Origin of the sequence: Thiobacillus sp., from assembly GCA_024235835.1 — a bacterium.
Classification (GTDB): domain Bacteria; phylum Pseudomonadota; class Gammaproteobacteria; order Burkholderiales; family Thiobacillaceae; genus PFJX01.
The window spans coordinates 317,768-343,926 of sequence record JACKLQ010000002.1 but is presented as its reverse complement, the minus strand read 5'-3'; the positions used below and the strand labels follow the sequence as shown (position 1 = coordinate 343,926).

21 protein-coding genes and 1 pseudogene are annotated in these 26,159 nt (G+C 64.4%); 12 read left to right on the top strand and 10 right to left on the bottom strand.

Features of this window, described 5'->3' with window-relative positions:
• Window positions 1-5: 5 nt before the first annotated feature.
• On the bottom strand, window positions 6-560 hold the full coding sequence (locus H6935_09825) for a thioredoxin family protein (protein MCP5278644.1): 555 nt from the start codon (window positions 558-560) through the stop codon (window positions 6-8).
• 66 nt (window positions 561-626) lie between these two features.
• On the opposite strand from H6935_09825, the gene H6935_09820 reads away from it, so the two are divergent.
• From H6935_09820 to H6935_09800, 5 genes are all read left to right on the top strand, one after another.
• Window positions 627-1,352 carry a 16S rRNA (uracil(1498)-N(3))-methyltransferase gene (locus H6935_09820; GenBank protein ID MCP5278643.1) on the top strand — a complete coding sequence of 242 codons (726 nt, stop codon included), beginning with the start codon at window positions 627-629 and terminating at the stop codon, window positions 1,350-1,352.
• A gap of 73 nt (window positions 1,353-1,425) precedes the next feature.
• Complete coding sequence (gene argA / locus H6935_09815) at window positions 1,426-2,757, top strand: amino-acid N-acetyltransferase (GenBank protein ID MCP5278642.1); 1,332 nt, start codon at window positions 1,426-1,428, stop codon at window positions 2,755-2,757.
• Window positions 2,758-3,573 (top strand): PhnD/SsuA/transferrin family substrate-binding protein, encoded by an 816-nt coding sequence (locus H6935_09810; protein ID MCP5278641.1) that lies wholly within the window; start codon window positions 2,758-2,760, stop codon window positions 3,571-3,573.
• A gap of 77 nt (window positions 3,574-3,650) precedes the next feature.
• The gene (locus tag H6935_09805; GenBank protein ID MCP5278640.1) at window positions 3,651-6,362 is read left to right on the top strand and encodes an EAL domain-containing protein; all 2,712 of its coding nucleotides are present in this window, start codon (window positions 3,651-3,653) and stop codon (window positions 6,360-6,362) included.
• Window positions 6,359-7,273, top strand: coding sequence for a diguanylate cyclase (locus H6935_09800; protein ID MCP5278639.1), 915 nt, complete (start codon window positions 6,359-6,361; stop codon window positions 7,271-7,273). Before H6935_09805 ends, H6935_09800 begins: the two co-directional genes overlap by 4 nt.
• A 79-nt stretch (window positions 7,274-7,352) precedes the next feature.
• Here the strand turns inward: H6935_09800 and H6935_09795 are convergent, their stop codons facing one another.
• Window positions 7,353-9,299: a sulfatase-like hydrolase/transferase gene (locus H6935_09795; protein ID MCP5278638.1), complete on the bottom strand. Its 1,947-nt coding sequence runs from the start codon at window positions 9,297-9,299 to the stop codon at window positions 7,353-7,355.
• Between the two features lie 112 nt (window positions 9,300-9,411).
• Here H6935_09795 and H6935_09790 point away from each other — a divergent pair, with 112 nt between their 5' ends.
• Genes H6935_09790 through H6935_09770 form a run of 5 tightly spaced genes read left to right on the top strand, consistent with a single transcriptional unit; the run spans window position 9,412 to window position 14,334 of the window.
• A complete protein-coding gene (locus tag H6935_09790) occupies window positions 9,412-11,031 on the top strand; it encodes an ABC-F family ATPase (protein MCP5278637.1) in 1,620 nt (539 codons plus the stop codon).
• A 25-nt stretch (window positions 11,032-11,056) separates the two neighbouring features.
• Entirely contained in the window at window positions 11,057-11,488 is a 432-nt protein-coding gene (locus tag H6935_09785) for a hypothetical protein (GenBank protein MCP5278636.1), read from the top strand.
• A gap of 9 nt (window positions 11,489-11,497) precedes the next feature.
• The gene (gene ubiD / locus H6935_09780; GenBank protein MCP5278635.1) at window positions 11,498-12,961 is read left to right on the top strand and encodes a 4-hydroxy-3-polyprenylbenzoate decarboxylase; all 1,464 of its coding nucleotides are present in this window, start codon (window positions 11,498-11,500) and stop codon (window positions 12,959-12,961) included.
• A gap of 10 nt (window positions 12,962-12,971) precedes the next feature.
• A complete protein-coding gene (locus H6935_09775; protein ID MCP5278634.1) occupies window positions 12,972-13,709 on the top strand; it encodes a cyclic nucleotide-binding domain-containing protein in 738 nt (245 codons plus the stop codon).
• Between the two features lie 37 nt (window positions 13,710-13,746).
• Window positions 13,747-14,334 (top strand): ankyrin repeat domain-containing protein, encoded by a 588-nt coding sequence (locus H6935_09770; GenBank protein ID MCP5278633.1) that lies wholly within the window; start codon window positions 13,747-13,749, stop codon window positions 14,332-14,334.
• Window positions 14,335-14,454: 120 nt separating this feature from the next.
• Here H6935_09770 and H6935_09765 read toward each other — a convergent pair whose 3' ends face one another.
• The 4 genes from H6935_09765 to H6935_09750 form a co-directional block, all read right to left on the bottom strand.
• Window positions 14,455-14,832, bottom strand: coding sequence for a phasin family protein (locus H6935_09765; protein ID MCP5278632.1), 378 nt, complete (start codon window positions 14,830-14,832; stop codon window positions 14,455-14,457).
• Between the two features lie 132 nt (window positions 14,833-14,964).
• Window positions 14,965-15,441 (bottom strand): polyhydroxyalkanoate synthesis repressor PhaR, encoded by a 477-nt coding sequence (gene phaR, locus H6935_09760; GenBank protein MCP5278631.1) that lies wholly within the window; start codon window positions 15,439-15,441, stop codon window positions 14,965-14,967.
• Window positions 15,442-15,496: 55 nt separating this feature from the next.
• Complete coding sequence (gene phbB / locus H6935_09755) at window positions 15,497-16,243, bottom strand: acetoacetyl-CoA reductase (protein ID MCP5278630.1); 747 nt, start codon at window positions 16,241-16,243, stop codon at window positions 15,497-15,499.
• Between the two features lie 2 nt (window positions 16,244-16,245).
• On the bottom strand, window positions 16,246-17,433 hold the full coding sequence (locus H6935_09750; protein MCP5278629.1) for an acetyl-CoA C-acetyltransferase: 1,188 nt from the start codon (window positions 17,431-17,433) through the stop codon (window positions 16,246-16,248).
• Window positions 17,434-17,574: 141 nt separating this feature from the next.
• Here H6935_09750 and phaE point away from each other — a divergent pair, with 141 nt between their 5' ends.
• Window positions 17,575-18,723, top strand: a complete 1,149-nt coding sequence (gene phaE, locus H6935_09745) for a class III poly(R)-hydroxyalkanoic acid synthase subunit PhaE (protein ID MCP5278628.1) — start codon at window positions 17,575-17,577, stop codon at window positions 18,721-18,723.
• Between the two features lie 15 nt (window positions 18,724-18,738).
• On the top strand, window positions 18,739-19,809 hold the full coding sequence (locus H6935_09740; protein MCP5278627.1) for a class III poly(R)-hydroxyalkanoic acid synthase subunit PhaC: 1,071 nt from the start codon (window positions 18,739-18,741) through the stop codon (window positions 19,807-19,809).
• 452 nt (window positions 19,810-20,261) lie between these two features.
• Here H6935_09740 and H6935_09735 read toward each other — a convergent pair.
• The 4 genes and pseudogenes from H6935_09735 to purD all read right to left on the bottom strand — a co-directional run bounded on the left by H6935_09735 (window position 20,262) and on the right by purD (window position 26,140).
• A pseudogene (locus H6935_09735) lies at window positions 20,262-23,249 on the bottom strand (transglycosylase domain-containing protein).
• Window positions 23,246-24,250, bottom strand: a complete 1,005-nt coding sequence (hemF, locus tag H6935_09730) for an oxygen-dependent coproporphyrinogen oxidase (GenBank protein ID MCP5278626.1) — start codon at window positions 24,248-24,250, stop codon at window positions 23,246-23,248. Before hemF ends, H6935_09735 begins: the two are co-directional and overlap by 4 nt.
• Before the next feature lie 58 nt (window positions 24,251-24,308).
• Window positions 24,309-24,863: a Sua5/YciO/YrdC/YwlC family protein gene (locus H6935_09725; protein ID MCP5278625.1), complete on the bottom strand. Its 555-nt coding sequence runs from the start codon at window positions 24,861-24,863 to the stop codon at window positions 24,309-24,311.
• The gene (gene purD / locus H6935_09720) at window positions 24,860-26,140 is read right to left on the bottom strand and encodes a phosphoribosylamine--glycine ligase (GenBank protein MCP5278624.1); all 1,281 of its coding nucleotides are present in this window, start codon (window positions 26,138-26,140) and stop codon (window positions 24,860-24,862) included. The genes H6935_09725 and purD overlap by 4 nt, the downstream gene beginning before the upstream one ends.
• Between the last annotated feature and the right edge of the window lie 19 nt (window positions 26,141-26,159).

Sequence of the window (26,159 nt, the reverse complement as noted above, 5' to 3'; positions counted from 1 at the left end):
GTCCTTCAGGTCCGCCATTTGATGGAGCATCCCATGCTGGGAATCTGGTCGGTCGGGCCTCGCTGGGTCTCTGCCACCTGTTTCATGGCCTCGAAAAGATCACGTCGCGCACCTTCCGGTGCGGTTTCCTTGCGGGATTCATCCAGGCGGCCCCGGTATTGCAATGCCAGGTCGCGGTTGAAGCCGAAGAAATCCGGCGTGCATACGGCGCCGTAGGCCCGGGCCACGGCCTGGGTCTCGTCCGTCACGTAGGGCATGGGGAAGGCCAGATCCCGAGCCAGGCGCACCATGTTGTCGAAGGAGTCCTCGGGATATTCGCCGGGGTCGTTGGACATGACGGCAATGGCGCCGATGCCCAGGGCCTTCAGGTCCGAGACGTCCCGCACAATGCGGTGGATGACCGCCTTCACGTAGGGGCAGTGGTTGCAGATGAACATGAGCAACAGGCCATTGGGGCCTGCCACATCCTTCAGGGTATAGGTCTTGCCGTCCACGCCGGGCAGTTGAAAATCCACCGCCTTCCAGCCGAAATCGCAGACCGGGGTTTCCATGCGCACCACGGTAAAACTCCCGCTTGAAGCCAACGCCGGGATAATAACATTCGAGACCACATGCCCTGAGTGACCATGCCCCGTTTCTATTGCCCAGTTCCACTCCACGTCGATCGCGTGGTGACCCTGCCGGACGCGGTGGCGCGCCACGCCATCGGCGCACTCCGCCTGAGGGACGGGGAGGCCGTGACGCTGTTCAACGGGGACGGCGAGGAGTATTCGGGCATCCTCACCACGGGCGGCCATGCCTCGGTTCGCCTGCTTGCACGCCACAGTCAGGATCGGGAGTCGCCCCTGCGGGTGGTCCTGGCCCAGGGTGTTTCCAGTGGCGAGCGCATGGATTTGACCGTTCAGAAGTCCGTGGAACTGGGGGTGGCGGCGATCCAGCCCCTCATGATGCGGCGCACCATCGTGCGCCTTTCCGGCGACAAGGTGGAACGGCGCAGAGCCCACTGGCAGGCGGTGGTGGTGTCGGCCTGCGAGCAGTGTGGCCGCAACCGCGTCCCGGAGGTGGCGGGCATCGTCGACTTCGATGCCTGGCGCCGCAGTTGGCAGGACTCCCCGGGCGTTGGGCTGATGCTGGACCCGGAGGCCTCGCTCAGTCTGGGGGACCTGCCCGACCCAGTTGGAGAGATCACCCTGTTGGCCGGCCCGGAGGGCGGCTTCGACCCCGCGGAGCGGACCCTGGCCCGGGAGGCTGGATTCGTGGGGGTGCGTCTCGGCCCCCGCGTGTTGCGCACCGAAACGGCTGCCCTGGCGGCCTTGGCGGCACTGCAAGCCCTCTGGGGAGATTACAGGTAGTGGCTTTCCAGGCTTAAGTTTCATCTGGATTGTCCGTTAACCTGCCTTATAAACAAGACTCGGAGCACGTCCCATGGCCAAGCTGGGAGAAGCGGAAGCCAACACCTTCGTACAGTGGTTCCGCGCAGCGGCCCCCTATATCCATGCCTTCCGAGGCAAGACCTTCGTGGTGGCCCTGGGCGGAGACGCCCTGGCGGATGGTGGTTTTTCAAGCCTGATCTACGACTTCAACCTGCTCAACAGCCTGGGTGTGCGTCTGGTGCTGGTCCACGGCGTGCGGCCCCAGGTGGAGGAACGCCTTGCCGCCCAGGGGGATGAGCCCCAGTACGTGGGCGGTCTGCGGGTCACCGACGCCGATACCCTGGAACTTGTGAAGGACGCGGTGGGGTCGGTGCGGGTGGATATCGAGAGCATGCTTTCCGTGGGCCTGCCCAATACGCCCATGGCCGGGGCGGAGATCCGGGTCGCTTCGGGAAACTTCGTGACCGCCCGGCCCGTGGGGGTGGTGGATGGGGTCGACCTGCAGTTCACGGGGGAGGTGCGCAAGATCGCCGATGGCGCCATCAACGCCCGCCTGGCGGCTGGGGAGATCGTATTGCTCTCCCCCCTGGGATATTCCCCCACCGGAGAGGTTTTCAACGTGGCCCTGGAGGAAGTGGCCACGGCCGCTGCCATGGCTCTCCAGGCCGACAAGCTGATCTTCCTGCTGGACCGGGGCGACTGCCGTGATGCCAAGGGGAACCTCATCAGCCAACTCACCGTGGCGGCCGCCCAACGCATGCTCAAGGCCTTGCCGGAAGGCGATCTGAAGCTCTATTTGCCCCACGCCATCCGCGCCTGCCGGGGCGGCGTGCGCCGCGCCCACCTGCTGGAACGCATGCGGGACGGCGCCTTGTTGGTGGAATTGTTCACCCACGAGGGGGTAGGCACCATGGTATCCCGGGAGGCGGTGGAGAACGTGCGCCCCGCCAAGATCGAGGACGTGGGCGGCATCCTTTCCGTCATCGAGCCCTTGGAGAACGAGGGTGTGCTGGTGCGTCGTTCCCGGGAGCGGCTGGAACAGGAAGTGGAACAATTCTTCGTGGATGAACTTGATGGCCGCATCGTGGGCTGCGTGGCCCTTTATCCCTTCCCCGAAACCCAGGCCGCGGAGATGGCCTGCCTGGCGGTCAACCCCGAATTCCGCCGCGCGGGCCGTGGCGACGCCCTGCTGGCCGCGGTGGAAGAGGCTGCCCTGCAACAAGGGCTGAACCAGATCTACGTGCTCACCACGCGCACGGCCCACTGGTTCATCGAGCGCGGCTTCGAGTTGGTCACTCCCGAGGAGTTGCCCACGCCTCGCAAGGCGCTCTACAACTGGCAGCGGCGTTCCAAGGTGCTGGTGAAATCCCTGGCCGAGGAATAAATGGTCCGGGTCTTGCTGATCCTCTGGCTGACTCTGCAGGAAGGCCTTGTCCAGGCCGCCATGGTCATCGGCGTGCCACCGATCCACAGCATGCGCACGCTGGCGGCGCGCTATGAACCCATGCGGGCTTATCTGGAAAGCCGGCTTGGGGAGCCGGTCTACCTGGAAAGCGCCCTGGATTTCGCCGAATACCAGGCCCGTACCCTGCGTGGCGAGTTCGATCTCACCATCACGCCGGCCCACTTTGGCCGGCTGGCCCAGAAGGATCTGGGGTTCCATCCCCTGGTCCAGTTCCAGCCGGACCACGATGCCTTGCTCGTTTACAGCGCGGACCGCCCACTGGATAACCTGTCGCTCATGCAGGGCCAGCAGCTGGCGGTGATCGACCGGCTGGCGGTCACGGTCATGGCCTCGGTGCATTATCTGGACGAAAAGGGCCTGGAGGCGGGGCGCGACTACAGGGTAGTGGAATACCGCAACCACGCCAGCGTAGGCCAGGCCTTGGTCACTGGCCTGGCCATGGCGGGGGTGACCACCAGCCACGGCATGAAGCAGATACCGGAACCCGTCCGCGTAAAGCTGAAGGTCTATGCCCACATGGCCGACATCCCCGCCTTCGTCATGCTGGCCAAGCCTGGCGTTTCCCGGGCGGACAGGGAACGCCTGCAAAGCGCCGTGCTGGCTTTCGGCCAGGGCATCGCCGGCCAGGGGTTCCTCAAGGGTATCGCTTATTCCGCCCTGATCCCGGCGAATGAACGGATGCTGAAACGTGTGGACGGGTACCTGAAGGAGACGCGCAAAGGACTGGCCCCGTGAGTTCTTCACCCTGGCGTTTTTCAAGGTGGCCGCTCTGGGTCAAGCTCACCCTGTCTGGTGTCCTGGTGGGAGCTGCCATGCTGGCCGCCTTGCTGACCTGGATCAGCAGCCAGGCAGCAAGCGAGCTGGAATCCCGTGCCAGGCAGCAGGTGGAAACCTTGATCCCCCTGCTCAACGCGTCCCTCAGCGGTTCCCTGATGCAGCGCGATTATGCGGAGCTGCAGGCCATCCTGGACGAGGCACGCAGTGCCCGGAGCTTTGCGTATCTGTTGCTTCTGGATCGGGATGGCCGGCGGGTCGCCAGTTCAGGGTTGCAGATCAACAGCCCGCTGCCGCTGCTCAACGAAGAATTTGGCGACGATCCCGCCGATCATGTGTACGACACCACCATGGACATCCGCCTGGTGGGAGTGACCTACGGCAGGCTTTATTACGGGATAGATACCACCTTCCTGGCCCAGACCAGGGCGCGGGTCACCCGCATCGGTCTGCTCGTGGGCCTGGGGGTAATGGGATTGACCATACCCTTGTTCGCCCTGCTGGGGTATGGCCTCACCCGGCGCCTCAGCCAGCTGACCGAGGCCAGCCATGCCCTTGCCTCAGGCAACTTCCGGGCGGAACTCCCCACGCCGGGGGATGACGAGGTGGGGCAACTGGCCCACGCTTTCCAGGTGATGTCCCGCCAGCTGCTTTCGCGGCTGTCCGAGCTGCGGGACAGCGAGCAGCGCTTTTATGCCATTGCCAACTACACCTACGACCTGGAACTGTGGATCGATCCGGCGGCCCAGATCATCTGGGTGAACCCCTCCGTCCTGCGCATGACCGGTTACACGTCGGATGAGTGCATGGACATGGCCGCTTTTCCCCTCTGCCTGGTGGCGGAAGCCGACCGGGACATGGCGGAAAAGCGCTTCGCCGAGGCCTTGCGGGGTTCCACGGGGGAGGGATACCAGTTCCGCATGGTGCGCAAGGACGGCAGCCAGTTCTGGGCAGCCGTGAACTGGCACCCCATTTTCAGCAGCGACAACCATTTTCTCGGAGTGCGCGCCAGCATCCGGGATGTCACCGACCTCAAGGCCTCCGAACAACGTGCCCTGGACTACCTGTCCGCCACGGAGGCGGAACAGGCCCGCCTCATGGCCCTCCTCTCCGCCATGAACCTGGGCATCATGTTCGTGGGTGAAAACGGTCGTGTGATCTACTACAACCCGGCCTTCGAACAGATCTGGAACATCCCCTCCAGCGTGACGCTTGCCGGCATGACCGCAGAGGACATCTACTCACGCAGCGACTGCCAGCTGGCCAACCGGGAAGCCTTCATGCAGCACATGAAAGCTGCCGTGTCTTCCCGGGAAGGCATCGCTCCCCTGGAGATACAGATCAAGGACGGGCGGGTGGTCAACCTGTTGAGCTTCCCGGTGTTCGAGCGGGATGAACGCTTCGTCGGCCATCTCTGGATCTTCGAGGACGTGACCAACGAGCGCCAGACGGCCGAGCAGCTCCTCTACCTGGCGGAGCGGGATTCCCTCACCGGCCTCTATAACCGCCACCGGTTCGAAATCGAGCTGGAGCGCATGCTTGCGGAGTCTGTCCGCCACGATCACTCCTCCGCCCTGCTCTATTTCGACCTGGATGAGTTCAAGGCCATCAACGACCATTTCGGCCACAAGGCGGGGGATGCGCTGCTCATCCGTGTGGCCGGCGAAGTTTCCGGCCTCACGCGCCGGCACGAGATGCTGTTCCGGCTGGGTGGCGATGAATTCGCCGTGCTCATGCCCAATTCCGACGCCCAGCAGGCCCAGGCCCTGGCGGAGCGCATCGTGCGGGCCATCGCCCAGATTCCTTTCCGCTTCGAGGGCCAGATCCTGCACATTTCCTCCAGCCTGGGCATCTCGCTGTATCCTTCCCATGCGGCCGACCAGGAACAGTTGGTGGTGCGGGCAGACGCAGCCATGTACCAGGCCAAGCAGGCGGGCAAGAACACCTGGCGCCTATATCGCCAGGACCTGGACAACACCACGGAGATGGTCAACCGGCTGTCCTGGAACGATCGCCTCAACCGTGCCCTGGAACAAAGCTTGTTCGAACTGCATTTCCAGGGCGTGTACCAGGCCGACACCCGGGAACTGGCCCACCTGGAGGCCCTCATCCGCCTGCGCGACGAGGAAAGCGGCGAACTGGTGCCGCCCGGGCGCTTCATCCCCGTGGCGGAGAAGAGCGCCAAGATCCTGGAAATCGACCGCTGGGTCCTGCGCCAGGCCGTGGGCCTGCTGGCGGAAAAGCCCACCGCGCCTCGAATCGCGGTGAACATCTCGGGCCGATCCTTCGACGACCCCGTATTGCCCCACTACATCGTCGACCTGCTGCGGGAATTCGGCGTGGCGCCAGAGCGCCTCATCATCGAGATCACCGAAACCGCCACCGTATCCGACCTGACTGACGCGGAACGCTTCATCGAGGCTCTCAAGCTGGCAGGCTGCGGGGTATGCCTGGATGATTTCGGCGCCGGTTTCGCCTCTTTCGCCTACCTCAAGCATATCCGCGTGGATACAATCAAACTGGATGGCATGTTCATTCGCAACCTGCCCTTTGATCATGACAACCAGGTGTTCGTGCGGGGCATGGTGGAGGTGGCCCGGGGCCTGGGCAAGGCCACGGTGGCGGAGTGCGTGGAAGATGAGGCCACGCTTCGCCTGCTCACTTCCCTGGGGGTGAACAAGGCCCAGGGATTTTTCCTCGACCGGCCCCAGGCCCGCCATCCCGCACTGTTTCCCGGAGGAACAACATGACCGTCCAGGATCATTCCCATGCCGACATCGTCGCCCGGCTCCAGGAGCTGGACCGGGCCCTGGGGGACCACGCCAAGTGGATGGCCCGCCTCAACCGCCAACTCATCTGCGGTGGCGAACCTGACCCCACCGATCTCGCCAAGGACGCCCACGCACGCTGCGACTTCGGGCTCTGGTTCCATGGCCAGGCCAAGGCCCGGCTTGGAACCGAACCAGACTACGAGGCCATCGCGGTGGCACACCAATCCATGCATGGAATCGCCCGCCACCTGCTGCAAAGCAAGGTGGACGGCCGGGAGATCGCGCCCGAGGACTACGACGCCCTCATGGCCATCTCCGCCCGCTTCCGGCAGTTGCTGCGGCAACTGGAACAGCGCCTCATGGAACGGATGGGCGCCGTGGACAAGCTGACCGGTGTGTGGAACCGCCAGGCCGTCCAGCTTCGGCTTGCCGAGGAGGTGGAGCGCATCCAGCGCACCCGTCAGCCATGCACCCTCAGCCATGCGGATCTGGACGACTTCGCCCAGCACAACCAGCGGCTGGGCCAAAAGGGAGGGGACGAGCTGATCCAGGCCGTGGCGGCGTTTTTCAAGGCCCGCCTTAGGGGATACGACACCCTGTTCCGCATCAAGGGCGAGGAATTCCTGCTCTGCCTGCCCAACACGGACCTGGACCAGGCGGCCACCATGATCAACCGCCTGAGGGAGGAACTGGCGGACACCACATTCACCGTGGGCGGCCAGCCGGCGAAGCTCACCGCCTCCTTCGGCGTGGTGTCCCTGGATCCCATCTTTTTCATCGAGGAAGTGCTGGAACAGGCGGAAAGGGCCCAGCTCATCGCCAAGCGGGAAGGCGGCAATGGCATGTGCGTGTGGCGGGAGGGTTCTGCCCAGGAAGTCGGGCTTGATTGACTGGGCCGGCGGCCATTCTCCATTACAGGATATACCTTGGCCTTGATCGACGCGCCTGGTCCCGGACGGGGCGCCTCGGCTAAGGGGCGTCCGCCAGCCTTCTCATTTTCAATTCACCTTGCCTGAAGGCCCTGAAGGTAGTCTGGTACCAGGCGATGGCCTCGTCCACCAAGGCCGGGTCGTTGGCGGCAGGTGTGGTTTCGTATCTTCCGTCCACGCGGAAAGACTCCAACTTTTGCTTGGGGCCCAACACCACCAGATTGTCTCCCTTCCCCGCCTCGCCTTCCTTGAGATAACCCAACTCCTGGTAATTCGAGATGAAGGCCCGTGGGCTGTCACCCGATTGTTCGAACAATGACTTGCCGAAGAAATGGTCATCACCTGGCAGGCCCATCACGTCCAGAATGGTCGGGGGGATGTCGATCTGGCTGACCAGCCGGTCATTGCGGCCGGGCGGCAGCAACGCCGGGGCGTACAGGATCAGCGGAATGTGATAGCCCCGCACAGGCAGCTTGGTCTTGCCGGCGGCGGAGGCGCAATGGTCGGCCACAATGACGAACAGCGTGTCGTGGAACCAGGGCTTGGCACTCGCCTGCTCGATGAAGCGGCCGATGGCGTAGTCCGTGTACTTTACGGCCCCTGCGCGCCCACCCGGCGAGGGCCTGTCGATCCGGCCTTGCGGATAGGTATAGGGCCGGTGGTTGGACGTGGTCATGATGTGGGCAAGAAAGGGCTTGCCCCGGGCATGGGTCTGGTCCAGGGTCGCCAGGGCGTTGTCGAACAGGAACTCGTCCGCTACGCCCCAGACGTTGGAGAAGCCGACCGTTGCCTTGGGAAAATCCGTGCGGTCGATGATCTGATAATCGTTGCCGGCGAAGTAGGCGTTCATGTTGTCGAAATAACCGTAGCCGCCGTAGATGAAGTAGGTCGCATAGCCCTGGCGCTTCAGGATCTCCCCCACCGTAGCCAGATGTTCGTTGCCGGGGCGGCGTACGATGGCCTGGCCGGGAATGGGCGGCGTGCCCAGGGAAAGGGCCTCAAGCCCGCGCACGGTACGCGTGCCGGTGGCGTAAAGACGGGAGAACAGCAAGCCTTCTCCGGCCAGTCTGTCCAGGTTGGGGGTGAGGCCCTGGGTGTTTCCGAAACGGCCCAGGTATTCCGCGGACAGGCTTTCCACGGAGATCAGGACCACGTTGCGCGGGGGGTGGCGGAAAGGGGTGCGTCGCGGATCGAAGGCTTCCTCCTGATCCTTATCCGGATTGAGGGCCGTGGACAGGGGTTCCCGCTCCACGCCCATTTCCGCCAAGAGCCTGTGGGCGCGGTCCGCGGGAAGGGTACGGTAGAAACGGTCGTAGTCCAGCTCGTTGCGGCGCGCCGCGGCGGCGAAGGTCATGAGGCCGTTACCGGTCAGCTCATTGGCGAAGACGTTGGCGGAAAACTGCATTTGATCCGTATCTCCCGTCTGCCAGGCCGCCCAGGGCAGGGCCAGGGCCAGAATCGCATAGGCGAGACGGAGTCCCCGTGAAGGGGACTTGCAGGGTACGGCCAGGATGGCCCTGCGCAGGGTCCATGTCAGCAGGCCTCCCAGCGTGGCGACAGCTCCCAGCAAGGCGCCCACCGGATAGGACTCCATGATGTTGCCCATGACTTCGTGGGTGTAGATGAGATAGTCCACGGCAATGAAGTTGAAGCGCGTGGAAAACTCGTCCCAGAAGATCCATTCCGCCAATGCGCCAAACAGGAGCAGGCTTGCTGCGAGCCAGAACAGCACCAGACGCACAGCTTTTTGCCACGAAGCAAGCTTGCCGCGCCATCGGCCCACGGCCATGAGCAACAGCAGGGGGGCGCAAAGCCAGGCCAGCACCGTCAGGTCGAACCCCAGGCCACGCAGGAACAGTCCGGGCCAGAGGGGTGGCGGCACCAGGCCGGCACCCGTCTTTAGCAGTAGCAGGAGGCGGGTCAGGGTGGCGATCGCGATAAATATCAGGGCCATGGCCAGGGTCGGGCCACGGGTCAGGGCATGCATGAAAGGCCTTGTCGAATGTGGAGGGGGCGCGGCAGAACCCCGCCAAGATGCACAGCCGGGATTAAAGGGGTCTTAAAGGGTAATATTGCGAAGATTTTTTCCGGGTTTTCTCATGCTCACCGTTTCAAACCTCACCATGCAGTTCGGGGCCAAGCCCCTGTTCGAGAACGTCTCCGTCAAGTTCGGCGACGGCAACCGCTATGGCCTCATCGGCGCCAACGGCTGCGGCAAGTCGACTTTCATGAAGATCCTGGCCGGGGCTCTGGAGCCCTCCGCCGGCAACGTCAGCATCGATCCCCACGAGCGCATGGCCTTCCTGCGCCAGGACCAGTTCGCCTTCGAGGACGTGCGGGTGCTGGACGTGGTGCTGATGGGCCACGCCGACCTGTGGGCCTGCATGCGGGAGAAGGACGCCATCTACATGAACCCGGAGGCGACGGAAGACGACTACATGCGCGCCGCCGAGCTGGAGACCCACTTCGGCGAGATGGGAGGTTACGACGCGGAGGCCCGGGCGGGCGAGCTGCTGCTGGGGCTGGACATCCCCCAGGACAAGCACCAGGGCCCCATGCGGGAGGTGGCGCCGGGCTGGAAGCTGCGGGTGCTGCTGGCCCAGGTGCTGTTCGCCGATCCGGACATCCTGCTGCTGGACGAACCCACCAACAACCTGGACATCAACACCATCCGCTGGCTGGAGAACGTGCTCAACGCCCGCAACTCCACCATGATCATCATCTCCCACGACCGCCACTTCCTGAACCAGGTCTGCACCCATATGGCGGACCTGGACTACCGCACCCTCAAGGTCTATCCCGGCAACTACGACGACTACATGGAGGCCTCCTCCCTGGCCCGCGAACGCCAGAGCCAGGCCAACGCCCGTGCCAAGGAGAAGATCGCCGACCTGCAGAACTTCGTGCGCCGTTTTTCCGCCAACGCCTCCAAGGCCAAGCAGGCCACCAGCCGCCTGAAGCTGATCGACAAGCTCAAGCCGGAAGACGTCAAGCCTTCCAGCCGCCAGTACCCCTGGATCCGCTTCGATTACGACGAGAAGGAGAAACTGCACCGCCTGGCGTGCGAAATCGAAGGCCTGACCTTTGCCTATGAGGCAGACAAAGCGTTGATCACCAACCTTTCCTTCCACATCTCGGCGGGCGACCGTGTGGCCATCATCGGCGAGAACGGCGTGGGCAAGACCACCCTGCTCAAGCTGCTGGTGGGCGAGCTCAACGCGCAGAAAGGCCATCTGAAATGGGCGGACAAGGCCAACCTGGGCTATTTCGCCCAGGATCACTCCGCCGACTTTGATTCGGACAAATCCCTGACCGACTGGATCACCGAGTGGGTGCGGGCCGGGGGTTACGAAGGCGGTGACGTGGAGACGCTGATCCGCGGCACCCTGGGCCGCCTGCTGTTCTCCGGCGACGAGATGAAGAAATCGGTGCGCGTCATCTCCGGTGGCGAGCAGGGGCGCATGCTGTTCGGCAAGCTCATGCTCCTGCGTCCCAACGTGCTGGTGATGGACGAGCCCACCAACCACCTGGACATGGAATCCATCGAATCCCTCAACTCGGGCCTGGACAAGTTCACCGGCACCCTGATATTCGTCTCCCACGACCGCGAATTCGTGGATTCCCTGGCCAACAAGATCATCGAGCTCAAGCTGGACGGCAGCCACGTGGTTTACGAAGGCGGCTACGAGGATTACCTGTCCAGCCAGGGTCTGGAGTAAGCCAACCATCAAGAGGAGCATGGCCATGAAGCGCTGGATGTTGCTGTTTCCCCTCCTTCCGCTCCTGGCGGGCTGTTTCCAGGACACGGCCTCCCATTCCCTCGGGGCCCGGGACCATGCCATCACCCTGGTGCGTAACCAGAGCTTTTTCTGGCAGTCCACCATCGACCTCAGCGTGATCATCACCCGCATGCCCGTGTGCAATGGCGGCGGCGGCATCAAGGGTCTGCCGGAGGACTCCTCTTTCGTGCTCTACAAGGCCCCGGACGAGTATCCGGAGCCCCTGATGCTGCTCAAGATCGGGGAGAGGATATTCGCCCTGAGCGACCAGTCCTGCCGCCTGCAGGAATTCGAGCAGGCCCCGGACAGTCTGGGCGAGAAGCTGGGCACCTTCCGGGTCGAGGACGACAAGTTCCAGTTCATCACCGGCGATGGCCCAGCCGTCGGAGAGGGTTGAGTCGATCCCATGCGCTATGCGGACCTGCGTGACTTCATCGCCCAGCTTGAAGCCAGGGGTGAACTGAAGCGCATCACCCGGGAGGTGGACCCGAACCTGGAGATGACGGAGATCGGTGACCGGGTGCTGCGGTCTGGCGGTCCGGCCCTGTTGTTCGAGCGGCCCAAGGGCAGCGATATCCCCGTCCTGGCGAACCTGTTCGGCACGGTGAGGCGGGTGGCCCTGGGCATGGGCGAGGAAGACCCGGCCAAGCTGCGGGAGATCGGCAAACTGCTGGCCTACCTGAAGGAGCCTGAGCCTCCCCGGGGTCTGAAAGACGCCTGGGACAAGTGGCCCGTGCTCAAACAGGTGCTCAACATGTCGCCCAAGGAGGTCCGTTCCCCCGCCTGCCAGGAAATCGTTTGGGAGGGCAAGGACGTGGACCTGTCCCGCCTGCCCATCCAGACCTGCTGGCCCGGCGATGTGGCGCCGCTCATCACCTGGGGGCTGGTCATCACCCAGGGCCCCCACAAGCCGCGCCAGAATCTGGGCATCTACCGGCAGCAGGTGATCGCACCCAACAAGGTCATCATGCGCTGGCTGGCCCATCGCGGCGGCGCCCTTGACTTCCGCGAGTTCCAGGCCGCCCACCCGGGCCGGCCCTTCCCCGTGGCCGTGGCCCTGGGGGCGGACCCGGCCACCATCCTGGGGGCGGTGACCCCGGTGCCGGACAGCCTGTCCGAATATCAGTTCGCCGGCCTGCTGCGGGGCGCCAAGACAGAGGTGGCCAAGGCCCTGGGCAGCGATCTGCGGATCCCGGCCTCCGCCGAGATCGTGCTGGAAGGGGTGATCCATCCTGGCGAAACGGCGCTTGAAGGGCCCTATGGCGACCACACCGGCTACTACAACGAACAGGAAACCTTCCCCGTCTTCACCGTCGAGCGCATCACCCTGAGGCGGGACCCCATCTACCACAGCACCTACACCGGCAAGCCCCCGGACGAGCCCGCCATCCTGGGGGTGGCCCTGAACGAGGTGTTCGTGCCTCTGCTGCAGAAGCAGTTCCCCGAGATCACCGACTTCTACCTGCCGCCGGAGGGTTGCAGCTACCGCATGGCGGTAGTGAGCATGAAGAAGCAGTACCCGGGCCACGCCAAGCGGGTCATGTTCGGCGTCTGGTCCTTCCTGCGGCAGTTCATGTACACCAAGTTCATCCTGGTGACGGACGAGGACGTGAACGTGCGGGATTGGAATGACGTCATGTGGGCCCTCACCACCCGGGTGGACCCCGCCCGGGACACCTTGCTGGTGGAAAATACGCCCATCGACTATCTGGATTTCGCCAGCCCGGTCTCCGGGCTCGGCAGCAAGATGGGGATCGACGCCACCAACAAGTGGCCGGGCGAGACCCAGCGGGAGTGGGGCACCCCCATTCGCATGACCGACGCGGTCAAGCAGCGGGTGGATGCCATGTGGAACGAGTTGGGACTATAAGACTGGGACCATGGCCATGGTGGATGAAGACCCGGGACTGCCAGCCTTGGACAGCATCCAGGTGACGGAGCTGGAGGCGGATGATCCCCAGTGGATGTTGGAGCTGTTGGGCAATCCGGCCTTCGGCCGGGTGCCGGCCAGCCATTACCAGGCCTTGCTGGAACGCTTCTCGCCCCTGGAGGTGAAGGCGGGGCAAGTCCTGATCCGGCAGGGCGAACCGGGGGACGTGTTCTATTTTCTGCGCGCCGGGCGTGCCCAGGTGACCCGCCTAGCGCCCAACGGGAAGATGGTGGTGCTGGCCGTGCTCGGCCCCGGCCAGACTTTCGGCGAGGAGGCCCTTCTGTCCGGCGCCCCGCGCAACGCCACTGTGTCCATGCTGGAGGACGGTCAGGTCATGTGCCTGGGGGGGGCAGACTTCCGCGATCTGCTGGAAAGCAACCTGGTGCACGGGCTGACGCCCCAGGAAGCGGAAGTCTTGGTCAGGCAAGGTGCCCAACTGGTTGACGTAAGGTCCCGGGAGGAGTTTGTCCGGGGCAGCCTCCTGGGCGCTGTCAATATCCCCCTGGAATTGCTGCGGCTCAGAGTGGCCGAACTGGATCGATCCCGACCATGCATCGCGTTCTGCGACGACGGCCGGCGTTCTGCCACCGCCACCTTCCTGCTGGTGCAAAGGGGCTTCAATGCCCACGTGCTGTTCGGCGGTCTGGCGGAACTCGGCTTGCTGGGTTCCCATACGCGAAATAGTTGAGTAGAATGGTCGGGAATCGTTCGTTCCCGGAGTTACCATGACTGCTTCACTTCAAAGCGCCGCTCTGGCCGGCGACATCCAGCAAGTTAACGACCTCATTTCTGGCGGCGCCGACGTCAATGCCGTTGACGCGGAGGGTAATGCCGCCTTGCATCTGGCCGCCAACCAGGGCCACCTGGAGGTGGTGAACGCACTCCTGGCTGCCGGTGCGGATGCCAACGTGCAGGATGCCCAGGGCTGGACCCCAATCTTCAAAGCCGCCTACAACCATGATCTGGATTGCGGCTTCGCCCCCGTGGCCCAGGCTCTGGTGGATGCGGGCGCGGATGTGAACCACCGCATCTTCTACGGCCTCACGCCCCTCATGCTTGCCGCCGGCGCTGGCGAGGCTGCGGTGTGCGAGGTGCTCCTCAACGCCGGGGCCGAGGTGAAGGCCGCCAACGAGGGCGGTCGCACCGCCCTGGCCATGGCCAAGGAGCGTTTCTTCGTCGACGTGATCAACCTGCTGCACGAGGCCGAAGGCTTCGTCATGGAGACGGAAGGGGTTTCCTGCGCCAGCGGCCTGCGCAAGGGGCCGCCCAGCGAGGCCAAGGTGGTCAACTTCATCAAGCGCCCGACTCACTGACCAACGTTGATCCGGCGGTGGGGCGGGGCTCAGGCAGGCGTTCGTCGCTGGGCGGCGCAATAATAAAAAAAGCCCGCCCGACCAAGGGCCGGGCGGGCTTCAAGGAGAGACAATCGTTGCTTAAGCGGCAGCCTTGATGTTCAGGCTGGTGGCTTCGGCCATCTGTTCCTGGGCCTGCTTGACGCCTTCCTGGGTCATGGTGCTGTACTCGGTGACGGTCTCGTTGGCGAAAGCCATGCTTTCGCGCACCGCGGTGACGCAGCGCTCGCCGTACTCACGCATGATGGCGATCTGGCCGGCCATCAGGTCCTGGTAGCCCTTGGCCTTGGTGAACAGTTCCATGGAACGGGCGCTGGCGTCCATGTAGAAGGCCGCGAAATCGGCCTGCTGCTGGAACAGCTTGTCAAAGGTGCGCAGGTTCAGCTCACTCACCTTGCGGGAAGCTTCCATGGCGGACGCGGTGGTTTTCCCGAACATCTCGATGACATCTTTTTGCATGATCAATCTCCGACTTGGTTGAAGGGGTCAATTGTGCATTGCAGCAATTGTTGCGCTGCACAATATCCAGGGTCGGAGGGATTGTCAACAGGGGGAAAGATAGTTTTTTGTGCGACGCACAAATCGAGGTGACTACGCCTCGTCCTTTTCATCCTTGGGGGCGTTGGCGCCCATGGCTTTCTGGAAGTTGCTTTCCATCTCTTTCCACAAGCCCATGTTTTGCTGGCCGAGTTTCATCCAGAAATCCATGGGATTGCTGGTCCAGGGGCCCTGCATGTGCTCATTGATGGCGTGCTGCTGCTTCAGGAACATGTCCAGGCTCATGTCCAGGAAACTCGTTAGCGCGGCCTGGGTGGCGTCGCCGTAGAATCGGATGAATCGTTCCAGCATGGCCACGGTGAACAGGGGCCGTCCGCCGGATTCCTGCTCCATGATGATTTGCAGCAGGATGGAGCGGGTCAGGTCCGCTTCGGTCTGGGAATCTACCACCCGGAACGGTATGGATGCCATGACCAGCTTTTTCACTTCCTCCAGGGTGATGTAGCGACTTTCTGAAGTGTCGTAGAGGCGGCGGTTCGGGTATTTCTTGATCAGGCGATCATCGGTCATGGCGGTTCCATTAGCGGCGGGCGCCAAGCCCGCCGTATGACACTAATGGCCAAGGTTACATCATGTGCTGGCCACCGTTGGCGGCGATGTTGGCGCCGGTGATGAAGGCGGCGTCCTCGCTGGCCAGAAAGGTCACCAGCGCGGCGATCTCCTCGGGCCTGCCCAGACGGCCGATGGGAATCTGGGCCACGATCTGGTTGCGCACGTCCTCCGGGATCGCCATCACCATCTCCGTGCCGATGTAGCCGGGAGAGATGGAATTGACGGTGATGCCCTTCCGGGCGGTTTCCTGGGCCAGGGCCATGGTGAAGCCATGCATGCCCGCCTTGGCGGCGGAGTAGTTGGTCTGTCCGAACTGGCCCTTCTGGCCGTTGATGGATGAGATGTTGATGACCCGGCCCCAGCCCTTGTTCAACATGCCGTCGATGAACTGCCTGGTCACGTTGAATACCGAGTCCAGGTTGACGCTCAGCACGGCGTTCCACTGGTCGGCGGCCATCTTGCGGAAGGTGCCGTCCTTGGTGATGCCCGCGTTGTTGACCAGGATGTCCACGCCGCCGAAGTCCGCATTCAACTTCTCGCCCATGGACTTGCAGTCGTCGAAGCTGGAAACATCGCACTTCACGATGGCGAAGTCATAGCCTTCGCCAGCCATCCTGGCCTGCCATTCCCTGGCGTGGGCCTCGTCCAGGTAGTTCGCCACCACCTTGCAGCCGGCATCGGCCAGCTTCTTGCAGATGGCGGTGCCGATGCCACCCACTCCCCCGGTAACCAGGGCTACTTTTCCATTCGTTTCGCTCATTCTCAGATCCTTTCCACAGCCAATGCCACACCCTGACCGCCGCCGATGCACAGCGTGGCCAGGCCCTTGTTCGCGCCGGTACGTTTCATGCCATGGAGCAGGGTCACCAGCACCCGGGCACCGGAGGCGCCGATGGGATGGCCGATGGCGATGGCACCCCCGCTGATGTTCACCTTGCTCAGGTCAAACCCCAGTTCCTTGTTGACGGACATGGCCTGGGCAGCGAAGGCCTCGTTGGCCTCGATCAGGTCCAGGTCCTGGACGCTCCAGCCGGCCCGGTCCAGGCACTTGCGCACGGCGGGGATGGGGCCCGTGCCCATGATGGCGGGATCCACGCCGGCGGAACCGAAGCTCACCACCCGGGCGATGGGGGTAAGGCCCAGATCCTTCGCCCGGGCCGCGGACATCACCATGACCGCGGCTGCCCCGTCGTTGATGCCGGAAGCATTGCCGGCGGTCACGGAGCCGTCCTTCTTGAAGGCAGGTCGCAGCTTGGACAGCGTTTCCGCGGTAGTACCGGCACGTGGGAACTCGTCCCGGGCAAACACGATGGGGTCGCCCTTGCGCTGGGGGATTTCCACCGGAATGATTTCCTCATCGAAGACGCCGGCGTTCTGGGCCGCCTCGGTGCGCTGCTGGCTGGTGGCGGCGAACAGGTCCTGCTCGGCCCGGGAGAAGCCGTACTTGTCCGCGATGTTCTCCGCCGTGATGCCCATGTGGCAGTCGTTGAAGGCACACCACAGGCCGTCCTTGATCATGGTGTCCACCAACTCCCAATTGCCCATGCGCTGGCCGTCCCGGGAGCGGGGCAGGATGTGGGGGGAGGCGCTCATGTTTTCCTGGCCCCCGGCAATGACGATGCCGGAGTCGCCACACTGGACCGCCTGGGCGGCCAGGTGCACGGCCTTGAGGCCGCTGCCGCAGACCTTGTTGATGGTCAGGGCGGAAACCTCCTGGGGAAGCCCGGCGGACAACGCGGCCTGGCGCGCGGGGTTCTGGCCGACGCCCGCCTGGAGCACCTGGCCCATGATGACTTCGTCGATCATTTCAGGTGCCAGGCCGCCGGCCCGGGCCATGAGTCCCTTGATGACCCTGGCGCCCAATTCACTGGCGGGTATGCCCGAAAGACTGCCGCCGAACGTCCCCAGCGCAGTACGTCCCGCGGCTACGATGACCACATCGTTGAACATGCATCTCTCCTTTGCGTGGATAGGTTGACCCGCCCCGGGCCGAATTCTAAATCCACGTATTGTGCAGTGCACATATAAAACTTGACTAGATATTGTGCGTTGCACAAAATCCGCCCACCGTGGATGAACCAGGAGGAGATCGTGGCGGATACGAACTGGATGGACGGCTGGATGAATGCCCAGCAGAGCTACTGGAAGGCTTGGACCGATCTGGCGCAGCAAGGCATGAAAGCGCCGGAAGTGCCCAGGAACCCCATGGTGGATGGCCTGAACAAATGGTGGCAGGCCGTATCACCCATGACTCCGCCCGACGGCCGGGACGTGTTCGAAAAGCTCATGGAAGTGAGCCGGGGATACTACTCCCTGGTGGAACGGTTCATGGGGAGCACCCAGGATGCCAAGGGGGCCGAAACCGCCATCAATGGCTGGCTGGATGGGATGCAGAAGATGTGGGGGGAATGGATGCAGGGCGGCCTGCCCCGTTCCTTCACCGACGTGGGCCAGCAGTTCAAGGGCCTTTCCACCTTCTGGGACCTGCCCATGGACACCTGGCAGCGGCTGGCGGCCAATGCCATGCCCATGCCTGGGGACTTCACTAATGCGTTCCATCCGGAAGGTGGCGTGCACGAACAGGTGAACCGATTCCTCTCCATTCCCGCCGTGGGCTATACCCGGGAATCCCAGGAGCAGTTCCAGATCCTGGCCCAGCGCCACATGGACTACGCCATGGCGACCCAGGCCTACCAGATGGCCTTCGGCAAGCTGGCCATGAACACGTCCCAGCAGTTCCAGCAGGCCCTGCGCGAGCGGGGCGAGGAGCGCAAGCCCATCACCAGCCTGCGGGAGTTGTACGACCAGTGGGTGGAGATGAGCGAGGCGGCCTATGCCGACTTCGTCATGACCGAGGAATACCAGGACCTTTACGGCCGCCTGGTGAACACCCTCCTGGCCCTCAAGCACCAGATGGCGCGCATGGTGGACCAGACCCTCGAGGCGCTGCACATGCCTACCCATGCGGAGATCAGCACCCTGCAGTGCCGCCAGCAGGAGATTCGCCGGGAGAACCTGCGCCTGCGCAAGGAACAGAAGGCGATGCAGGCCCAGATAGACGAGTTGCGGGATGCAGTGCTTCGGGCCGCCGTCGAGGAACCCGCTGCCGAGCGGGCCCCGGCGGCCAGGCCGGCCCCGCGCAAGGCGGCCGACGCGAAGCCTGCTGCGAAGAAGCCGGAGGCCAAGGCCGCCCCGGCCAGCCGGGCAACGACACGCATCAAGAAACCTTCGGCCAAATAACCAGGAGAGACGATCATGCTGCCCTTCGACATGCGCCCCGATGCCGTAATGCAGGAAATCACCGCCTACGGCCAGAAGCTCTCCCATGGCATCAAGAACCTGATGGAGGTGGGCGAGATCACCTCCGGCGTCACACCCAAGAATGCCGTCTACCGCGAGGACAAGCTCACCCTGTTCCGCTTCGAGAATCCGGACAAGGCGGCGGTGCCCAACAAGGTGCCCCTGCTCATCGTCTATGCCCTGGTGAACCGGCCCTACATGACGGACATCCAGGAGAACCGCTCCACCGTGAAGGCCCTCATGGATGCGGGCCAGGACGTCTACCTGGTGGACTGGGGCTATCCGGACCGGGCCGACCGCTACCTCACCCTGGACGACTACCTGAACGGCTACCTGGACCGCTGCGTGGACGTGATCCGGGAGCGCCACCGCATCGACAAGATCAACCTGCTGGGCATATGCCAGGGGGGCGCCTTTTCCCTGTGCTACGCCTCCATGCACCCGGACAAGGTCAAGAACCTGGTCACCATGGTCACCCCCGTTGATTTCCAGACTCCGGACAACATGCTGTCCCACTGGGTGCAGAAGGTGGATGCGGACCTGGTGGTGGACACCCTGGGCAACGTGCCCGGCGAGATGCTGAACTGGACCTTCCTCAACCTGAAGCCCTACCAGCTCATGGGCCAGAAGTACCTGGGCCTGCTGGACACCCTGGACGACCCGGAAGCACTGAAGAATTTCCTGCGCATGGAAAAGTGGATCTTCGACAGCCCCGACCAGGCCGGAGAAGCCTTCCGCCAGTTCATCAAGGACTTCTACCAGCAGAACAAGCTGCTGAAGGGGGGATTGATGATCGGCGACGAGGAGGTAAAGCTGAAGAACGTCACCATGCCGGTGCTGAACGTCTTCGCCGAGCAGGACCATCTGGTGCCGCCGGATGCTTCCCGGGCCCTGCGCGGCAAGGTGGGCACCAAGGACTACACCGAGCTGGCCTTCCCCGGCGGGCATATCGGCATCTACGTCAGCGGCAAGGCGCAGAAGACGGTGCCACCCGCCATCGGAAAATGGCTGGACGAACGCAGCTGAAATATTCTCCGGTCCGGCAAAAAGCCCCGCCTGATTGCGGGGCTTTTTCCTTTGGGGCCTCAGAAGAACTGAAAGCCGGAACCGGTGGCGGGAGCCCAGGGGCCAGAAGGCTTGTCCCCGGCGGGAGGTGGATTGGGGGCCTGTGGTGGTGGCGGCGGGTCGGGCTTGTCCACCTGGGGCGGAGGTGGTGCGGGCGGCGGTTCCTTGGCGGGTTCTGGTTCCGTGGGCGCTACAGCCGGGCCGGTTTGTGGCTTGGCGGCGGGGAGCGCGGGCCTGGCCTTCCTGGGCTCCGGTTTGGCGGCCTTGCCCGGGGCGGGCGCGGCAGAGGAGGGCGGCGTGGCCGCCTCCGCACCCGGTGCCGGCAGGGGCGAAGCCAGCGGTGGCTTGTCGCCGCTCCCAGCCTCCGCCTCGAACTCCTGCACCAGGTCCGCCCAGTCGGGTTCCGCCTTGTCGCCGCCCAGGACCAGGGGCCGCAGGGCGGGCTCCATGTCCTTGACGATCTGCACCGCCAGGCCGCTGGTGAAGTGGTAGTCGCCCGCCGCCTCACCGGTCACGAACACGGTCATGACGCCGAAAAAGCGGCTGCCCAGGTAGAAGGCAAATGTGGCGGTACGGTTCATGACCTTGGATTCCAGCACCGTGCCGTTGGCGGCGTAGACCTCGAAGCGGTGGTCGCCGGTGCCCGTCTTGCCGCCAATGGCCAGAAACTTTTCGTCCCCCAGTGGAAAGGTGCCCCGCAGGCGTCGGGCCGTGCCTTCCTGCACCACGTTGGCCAGGGCCTCCTTCACCACCACGGCGATCTCCTGGGGGAAGATGCGCTCGGCCGTGGGGCGGCGGCGCTTCAGGATGGTGTGGTAGGGGGTGTCGGCGGCGAACTCCAGCCCCGTCAGGGTGATGGGGGGCAACTTCACGCCATCGTTGACGATGACGCCCATGAGTTCGGCCAGGGCCGCCGGCCGGTCCGCCGATGAACCGATGGCCGTGGCGTAGGAAGGCACCAGGCTGCCGAAGGGATAGCCCAGGTGGCGCCAACGCTTGTGCACCTCCTGGAAGGCCTCGATCTCCAGCAGGGACAGGATGCGGATGTCCTGGGCATTCTTGTGGCTGGTGTTGATCAGCCAGTCATAGACTTCCACCCGCTCCTTGCGGCTGGCCTTGACGATGTCCTCCCACCCTGCGCCCGGGTGGGCCCGCAGGTAGGCCACGAGCCAAAGCTCCAGGGGGTGTACCTGGGTGATGTAGCCCCGGTCCGAGAGGCTGAATTTCTCCGGGCCGTAGGTTTCGTACAGGTATTTGAAATCTCCCTCGTTGTAGGCGGAGGGATTGCTCAGGCGGTCCCTGAGAAACAGGGTGAACCTGGCGATGTCGGCCTGGGGCTCCAGGTAGCGGTAAACGGCAGCCAGTCGCTTGGGGTTGGCGGTCAGGTGGTTCAGCAGGGCGGCCGTGGCCTCCTCGGGCTTGAGTCCCTTGTATTTCTTGTTGAAGCGGGCCAGGTAGGCCTTGCCCTCCTGGTCAGCGAAACGCTTCAGGTATTCGTCCCGGCGGGGGTCTTCCGTGTTCGCCAGTATCTGGGCGGCGCCCTTGGGATCCCTGTACATGAAGTGCCGCACGATATCCCGCATGAGACGGATGAAGGGCAGGTTCACCGAGTTGCGTGTGGCCTCCCACAGGTCCATCACCTTCTGGTCGTCGTCGCGGTGGAAGTTGGCGAACCGATGCACGCCACCGCCGGTGAAGAAGCTTTCCGCCGGACTGGCGGAATACTGGCGCCCCATGGCCGCCCGCAGCATGGCGTCCAGGCTCTTGTCCTTCGAACTGACCAGGAAGCCCAGGGCCCATTGCAGCAGCAGGTCCTTCTCGGCGGTCTTGACCTTGAGAAGTTCTGATCGGGCCATGGCGCCGTACTGGCGGTGCAGTTCCGCCACCACCTGCAGGTAGGTGAGGAGGGTGCGCAACTTGGAGGAGGAGCCCATGTCCAGCTTGGCCCCCTTGTTGATGTCGAAGGGCTGGTTCAGGTTGTCCGCCTGTACCCGCAGCAGGGCGCCGTCCACAGTGTTCTCGTACAGGGTGAAGCTGTAGATGGGCTTGGTGAGATCGTCGTCCGGTTCCAGCAGGTAGTGGCCGTAAAGCCCGGCGGCATCCACCACGATGGGGTCGGAAAGCCGTTGCAGGAAGTTGGACACGGCGTACTGGGTGGGGCCGTGCAGCGTGGCCCGGGCGGTCAGGTCAAGGCGGTCCAGTTCATATAGCCGCGGAACGCCCAGGCGGCCCATCAATTCCACCCGCAGGGCATTGGCGGCCTTCCTGTCGGCGAAGCTGCCGTTTTCCCGCTTCTTCGAGCCGGTACTGAAAACGATGTGTTCCTTCAGGGCCGCGTCCCGGAAGGCAGGGGAGATGACATTGGCCTGGGCCAGCAGGCGCAGGTGGGCGTCGGCCTGGGCGTCAAGCTGGGCACGTCCTCCCAGCAGGTAGTAGGACGGCTTGCGCTGGGAGATGAGCAGGCCCAGCACGTGCTTGTAGGCCCGGGCGGCCTCCGGCGTGGGCACCGGGCTGCGCAGCATCCGGTTGACCTGCTCGAAGTCCAGGCCGAACCAGGCCACCAGGGCATCGCCGATACCGTTGACCTCGCCGAATCCCGGGGCCGCGGCCAGGGGCACGGTGTTGAGGTAATCCAGCACGATGCGGCGCCGGGTGGCCAGGGTGTCCTGCCCTTCCAGGTAGGCCCGCAGGGAGGCGGACGTCATCTGGCGCAGCTTGTCGCCGGCGGTGAGGGTGAGGCCGTCGGGGGAGTGGCGGTACTTCTCTATCTGGGTGGCCAGGGTGGAGCCCCCCGGCACGTTGCGGGAAGGGTCGATGGTCTGGAGGAATTTCTCCAGTATCGCCGCCCCCAGGCGGTCCCATTCCACTGCAGGGTTGCGCTGGGGGTGGTTGGGATCCAGCAATTCCCGGTTCTCGATGAACAGCAGGGTGTTGGCGACGACCGCCGGCACGGCGTTGAAATCGGTGTAGGTATGGGTGGGAAAACGCAATGTCTTCAGCGGCTGCTGGCCGCAGTCCAGCAGGGTCAGGCCGGCCACGGACTTTTCCCGGTAGGGCATGAACAGGCCGAAGTCGCCGATGCGCGCCATGTCGGGGGAGACGCGGGCCTGGCGGGTGACCTCGAAGCCCTGCCCCTGGAGCCGTTTGATGTAGTCGGGCAGGAAGGGATAGCCCAGGCGCACGTCATAGGGTCCCTGGGGCGATGCCACGGGATCGGCGCTGCCCCCGTCCTCCATGCGGAATGTCAGGCGCTTGCCATAGCCCGCCAGCATCATGGCCTGGAAGGGCGAGGCGATGAGCTCGTAGGCGGCGATGACCGCTCCCGTCAGCAGCAGGAGGAGGATCAGCGGCCATAGCCAGAGGCGGCGCAGGCGGCGCTGTACGATGTCGGCGCTGCTCATTCAGCGGGGGTGTCGAGGTTCAGCCAGTCGCGGGGCCTGAGAAAATCGGAGTAAAGACGGGCCTCCTCGCTGCCCGCTTCCGGGTGCCAGTCATAGCGCCACTTCACCAGGGGCGGCATGGACATGAGGATGGATTCCGTGCGGCCGCCGGACTGGAGCCCGAACAGGGTGCCCCGGTCGTAGACCAGGTTGAATTCCACGTACCGGCCCCGGCGGTAGAGCTGGAAGTCCCGCTCCCGTTCGCCATAGGGCATGTCCGCCCTGGCTTCCACGATGGGCACGTAGGCCGGCAGGTAGTGGTCGCCCACGCTCTCGAGCAAGTTGAAACAGTGCTCGAAATCGCCGGTATCGGATTGTGCCACCGGCGCAGGCATCCTGCGTGAGCCGCCCCCCGTGGGGGCCAGGTCAATCCTGGGGCTGCCCGGCGATTGACCTGAGAGGTCGTCGAAAAAGATGCCGCCGATGCCCCGGGGCTCGTTGCGGTGCTTGAGGAAGAAGTACTCGTCGCACCATTTCTTGAAGCGGGGGTAGTAGTCCTGGCCGAAGGGGTCCAGGGACTTGCGGCACACTGCGTGGAAGTGGGCCGCGTCCTCCTCGAAGCCATAGTAGGGAGTCATGTCCATGCCGCCGCCGAACCACCACACCGGTGCCTCGCCGTCCTTTTCCGCCACGAAGAAGCGCACGTTCATGTGGGAGGTGGGAGCGTAGGGGTTGCGGGGGTGCATGACCAGGGACACGCCCATGGCCTCCCAGCGTCGGCCGGCCAGTTCCGGGCGGTGGGCCGAGGCGGAAGGTGGCAGCCTGTCGCCCATGACATGGGAGAAGTTCACGCCGCCCCGCTCCAGCACATTGCCTTCCTCGATGAGCCGGGAGATGCCGCCTCCTCCCTCGGGCCTTGTCCACGCGTCCTGGCGAAAGGGCTTGCCATCCACCTGCTCCAGGCGTTGCACGATGAGTTCCTGGAGTCCCAGGAGGAATTCCTTGACGCGGCTCGTATCCATGTTTGATCTCGATGTGTGTCGCAATTTTATCGTGTACGCCCTGCCCGTTAACCGGGCTTCACGGGCGCGCCACGCACCCGCTGTATGGATCCAGGATGGTGGAGGGGCGCTTGCGCTTGCCGATGCGCCCCGGCAGAACCCAGACCTTGTCACCGAAGGCCAGGCGGCAGGCCCGCCAGGTCTTCAGTGGTTTCTGCCTGGAACGGTTTGCGCTGGTGGATACCAGGGCCATGCCCAGGGCATGGCAGAGGCGGGCGGCGTCCGGGTGGGCCGTCACCCGCACCGCCAGGGTGCGGTGGTGGCCTTTCAGCCAGGGCGGGCAGCGGCGGGAGACGGGCAACATCAGGGTGTTGGGCCCTGGCCACCATTCCCCCAGGCGGTCCGCCAGGGACTCCGGCAGGGGGGCCAGGAAGCGGCGGAATTGGGCGAAGTCGTTGCCGATGAGGATCAGTCCCTTTGCACGGGGACGCCGCTTAAGCCAGAGCAGGCGTCTAACCGCCCTGGCGTTGCGGGGATCGCAGCCCAGGCCGAAGCAGGATTCCGTGGCGTAGGCGATGATGCCGCCCCGCGCCAGGAAGGCGCGCAGGCGGCGGGTAGGGGGGAGGGGGACTATTTCTTGTTCCTGCGCTTGATGGCGCGCCAGCCGATGTCGGTCCGCATCTGGCGGCCGGCGAACTCGATGCCTTCCGCCACTTCGTAGGCCCGGGCCTGGGCGATCTTCACCGTGTCCCCCAGGGTGGTGACGCACAGCACCCGGCCGCCGGCAGTGACCACCTGGTCCCCATCCACCTTGGTGCCGGCGTGGAAAACATGGAAGTCCTCGCCGCTCACCCCGAGGCCCGTGATGGCGTCGCCCTTGCGGGGCGACTCGGGGTAGCCCGCGGCCGCCAGCACCACGCCAAGGGCGCAGCGGCGGTCCCATTCCGCTTCCACCTGGTCCAGTTTGCCTTCGATGGCGGCCTCGATGAGGGCGGAGAAGTCGGACTTGAGGCGCAGCATGATGGGCTGGGTCTCCGGGTCGCCGAAACGACAGTTGAATTCCAGCACGCCCAGGCCGCCATCCGGGGCGATCATCAGGCCGGCATAGAGGAAGCCGGTATAGGGCGTGCCTTCCGCCTTCATGCCCTGAACCACGGGGCGGATCACCTCCCGCATGGCCCTGGCGTGGATCTCCGGGGTTACGACGGGGGCGGGGGAATAGGCCCCCATGCCGCCAGTGTTGGGGCCCTTGTCGCCGTCCAGCAGGCGCTTGTGATCCTGGCTGGTGGCCATGGGCAGGATGTTTTCCCCGTCCACCATGACGATGAAACTGGCCTCCTCGCCCACCAGGCATTCCTCGATCACCACCCGGTGGCCCGCGTCCCCCATGCTATTGCCTGAGAGCATGGCCTCCACGGCGGCATGGGCTTCCTCGGTGGTGGTGGCCACCACCACGCCCTTGCCTGCCGCCAGGCCGTCGGCCTTCACCACGATGGGAGCGCCGTTGGCGTCGATGTAGGCATGGGCGGCGCCGGCGTCGGTGAAGGTGCCGAACCTGGCAGTGGGGATGTGGTGGCGGGCCATGAACTGCTTGGCGAAGTCCTTGGAAGACTCCAACTGGGCGGCGGCCTGGACCGGGCCGAAGATCCTCAGGCCGGCGGCCTTGAAGGCGTCCACCACGCCCTCCGCCAGGGGGGCCTCGGGGCCCACCACGGTGAAGGAGATACCTTCCTTCCGGGCGAAATCGATGAGGCCGGGAAAGTCGGTGATGGCCAGGTTTTCCAGACCCTCCTCGATGGCGGTGCCGCCATTGCCTGGGGCCACGTACACCTTGTGGATGCGGGGGGACTGGGCCAGGCGCCAGGCCAGGGCGTGTTCACGTCCGCCGGAACCGATGACGAGTAGTTTCATTACAACACCGTGAAATGTG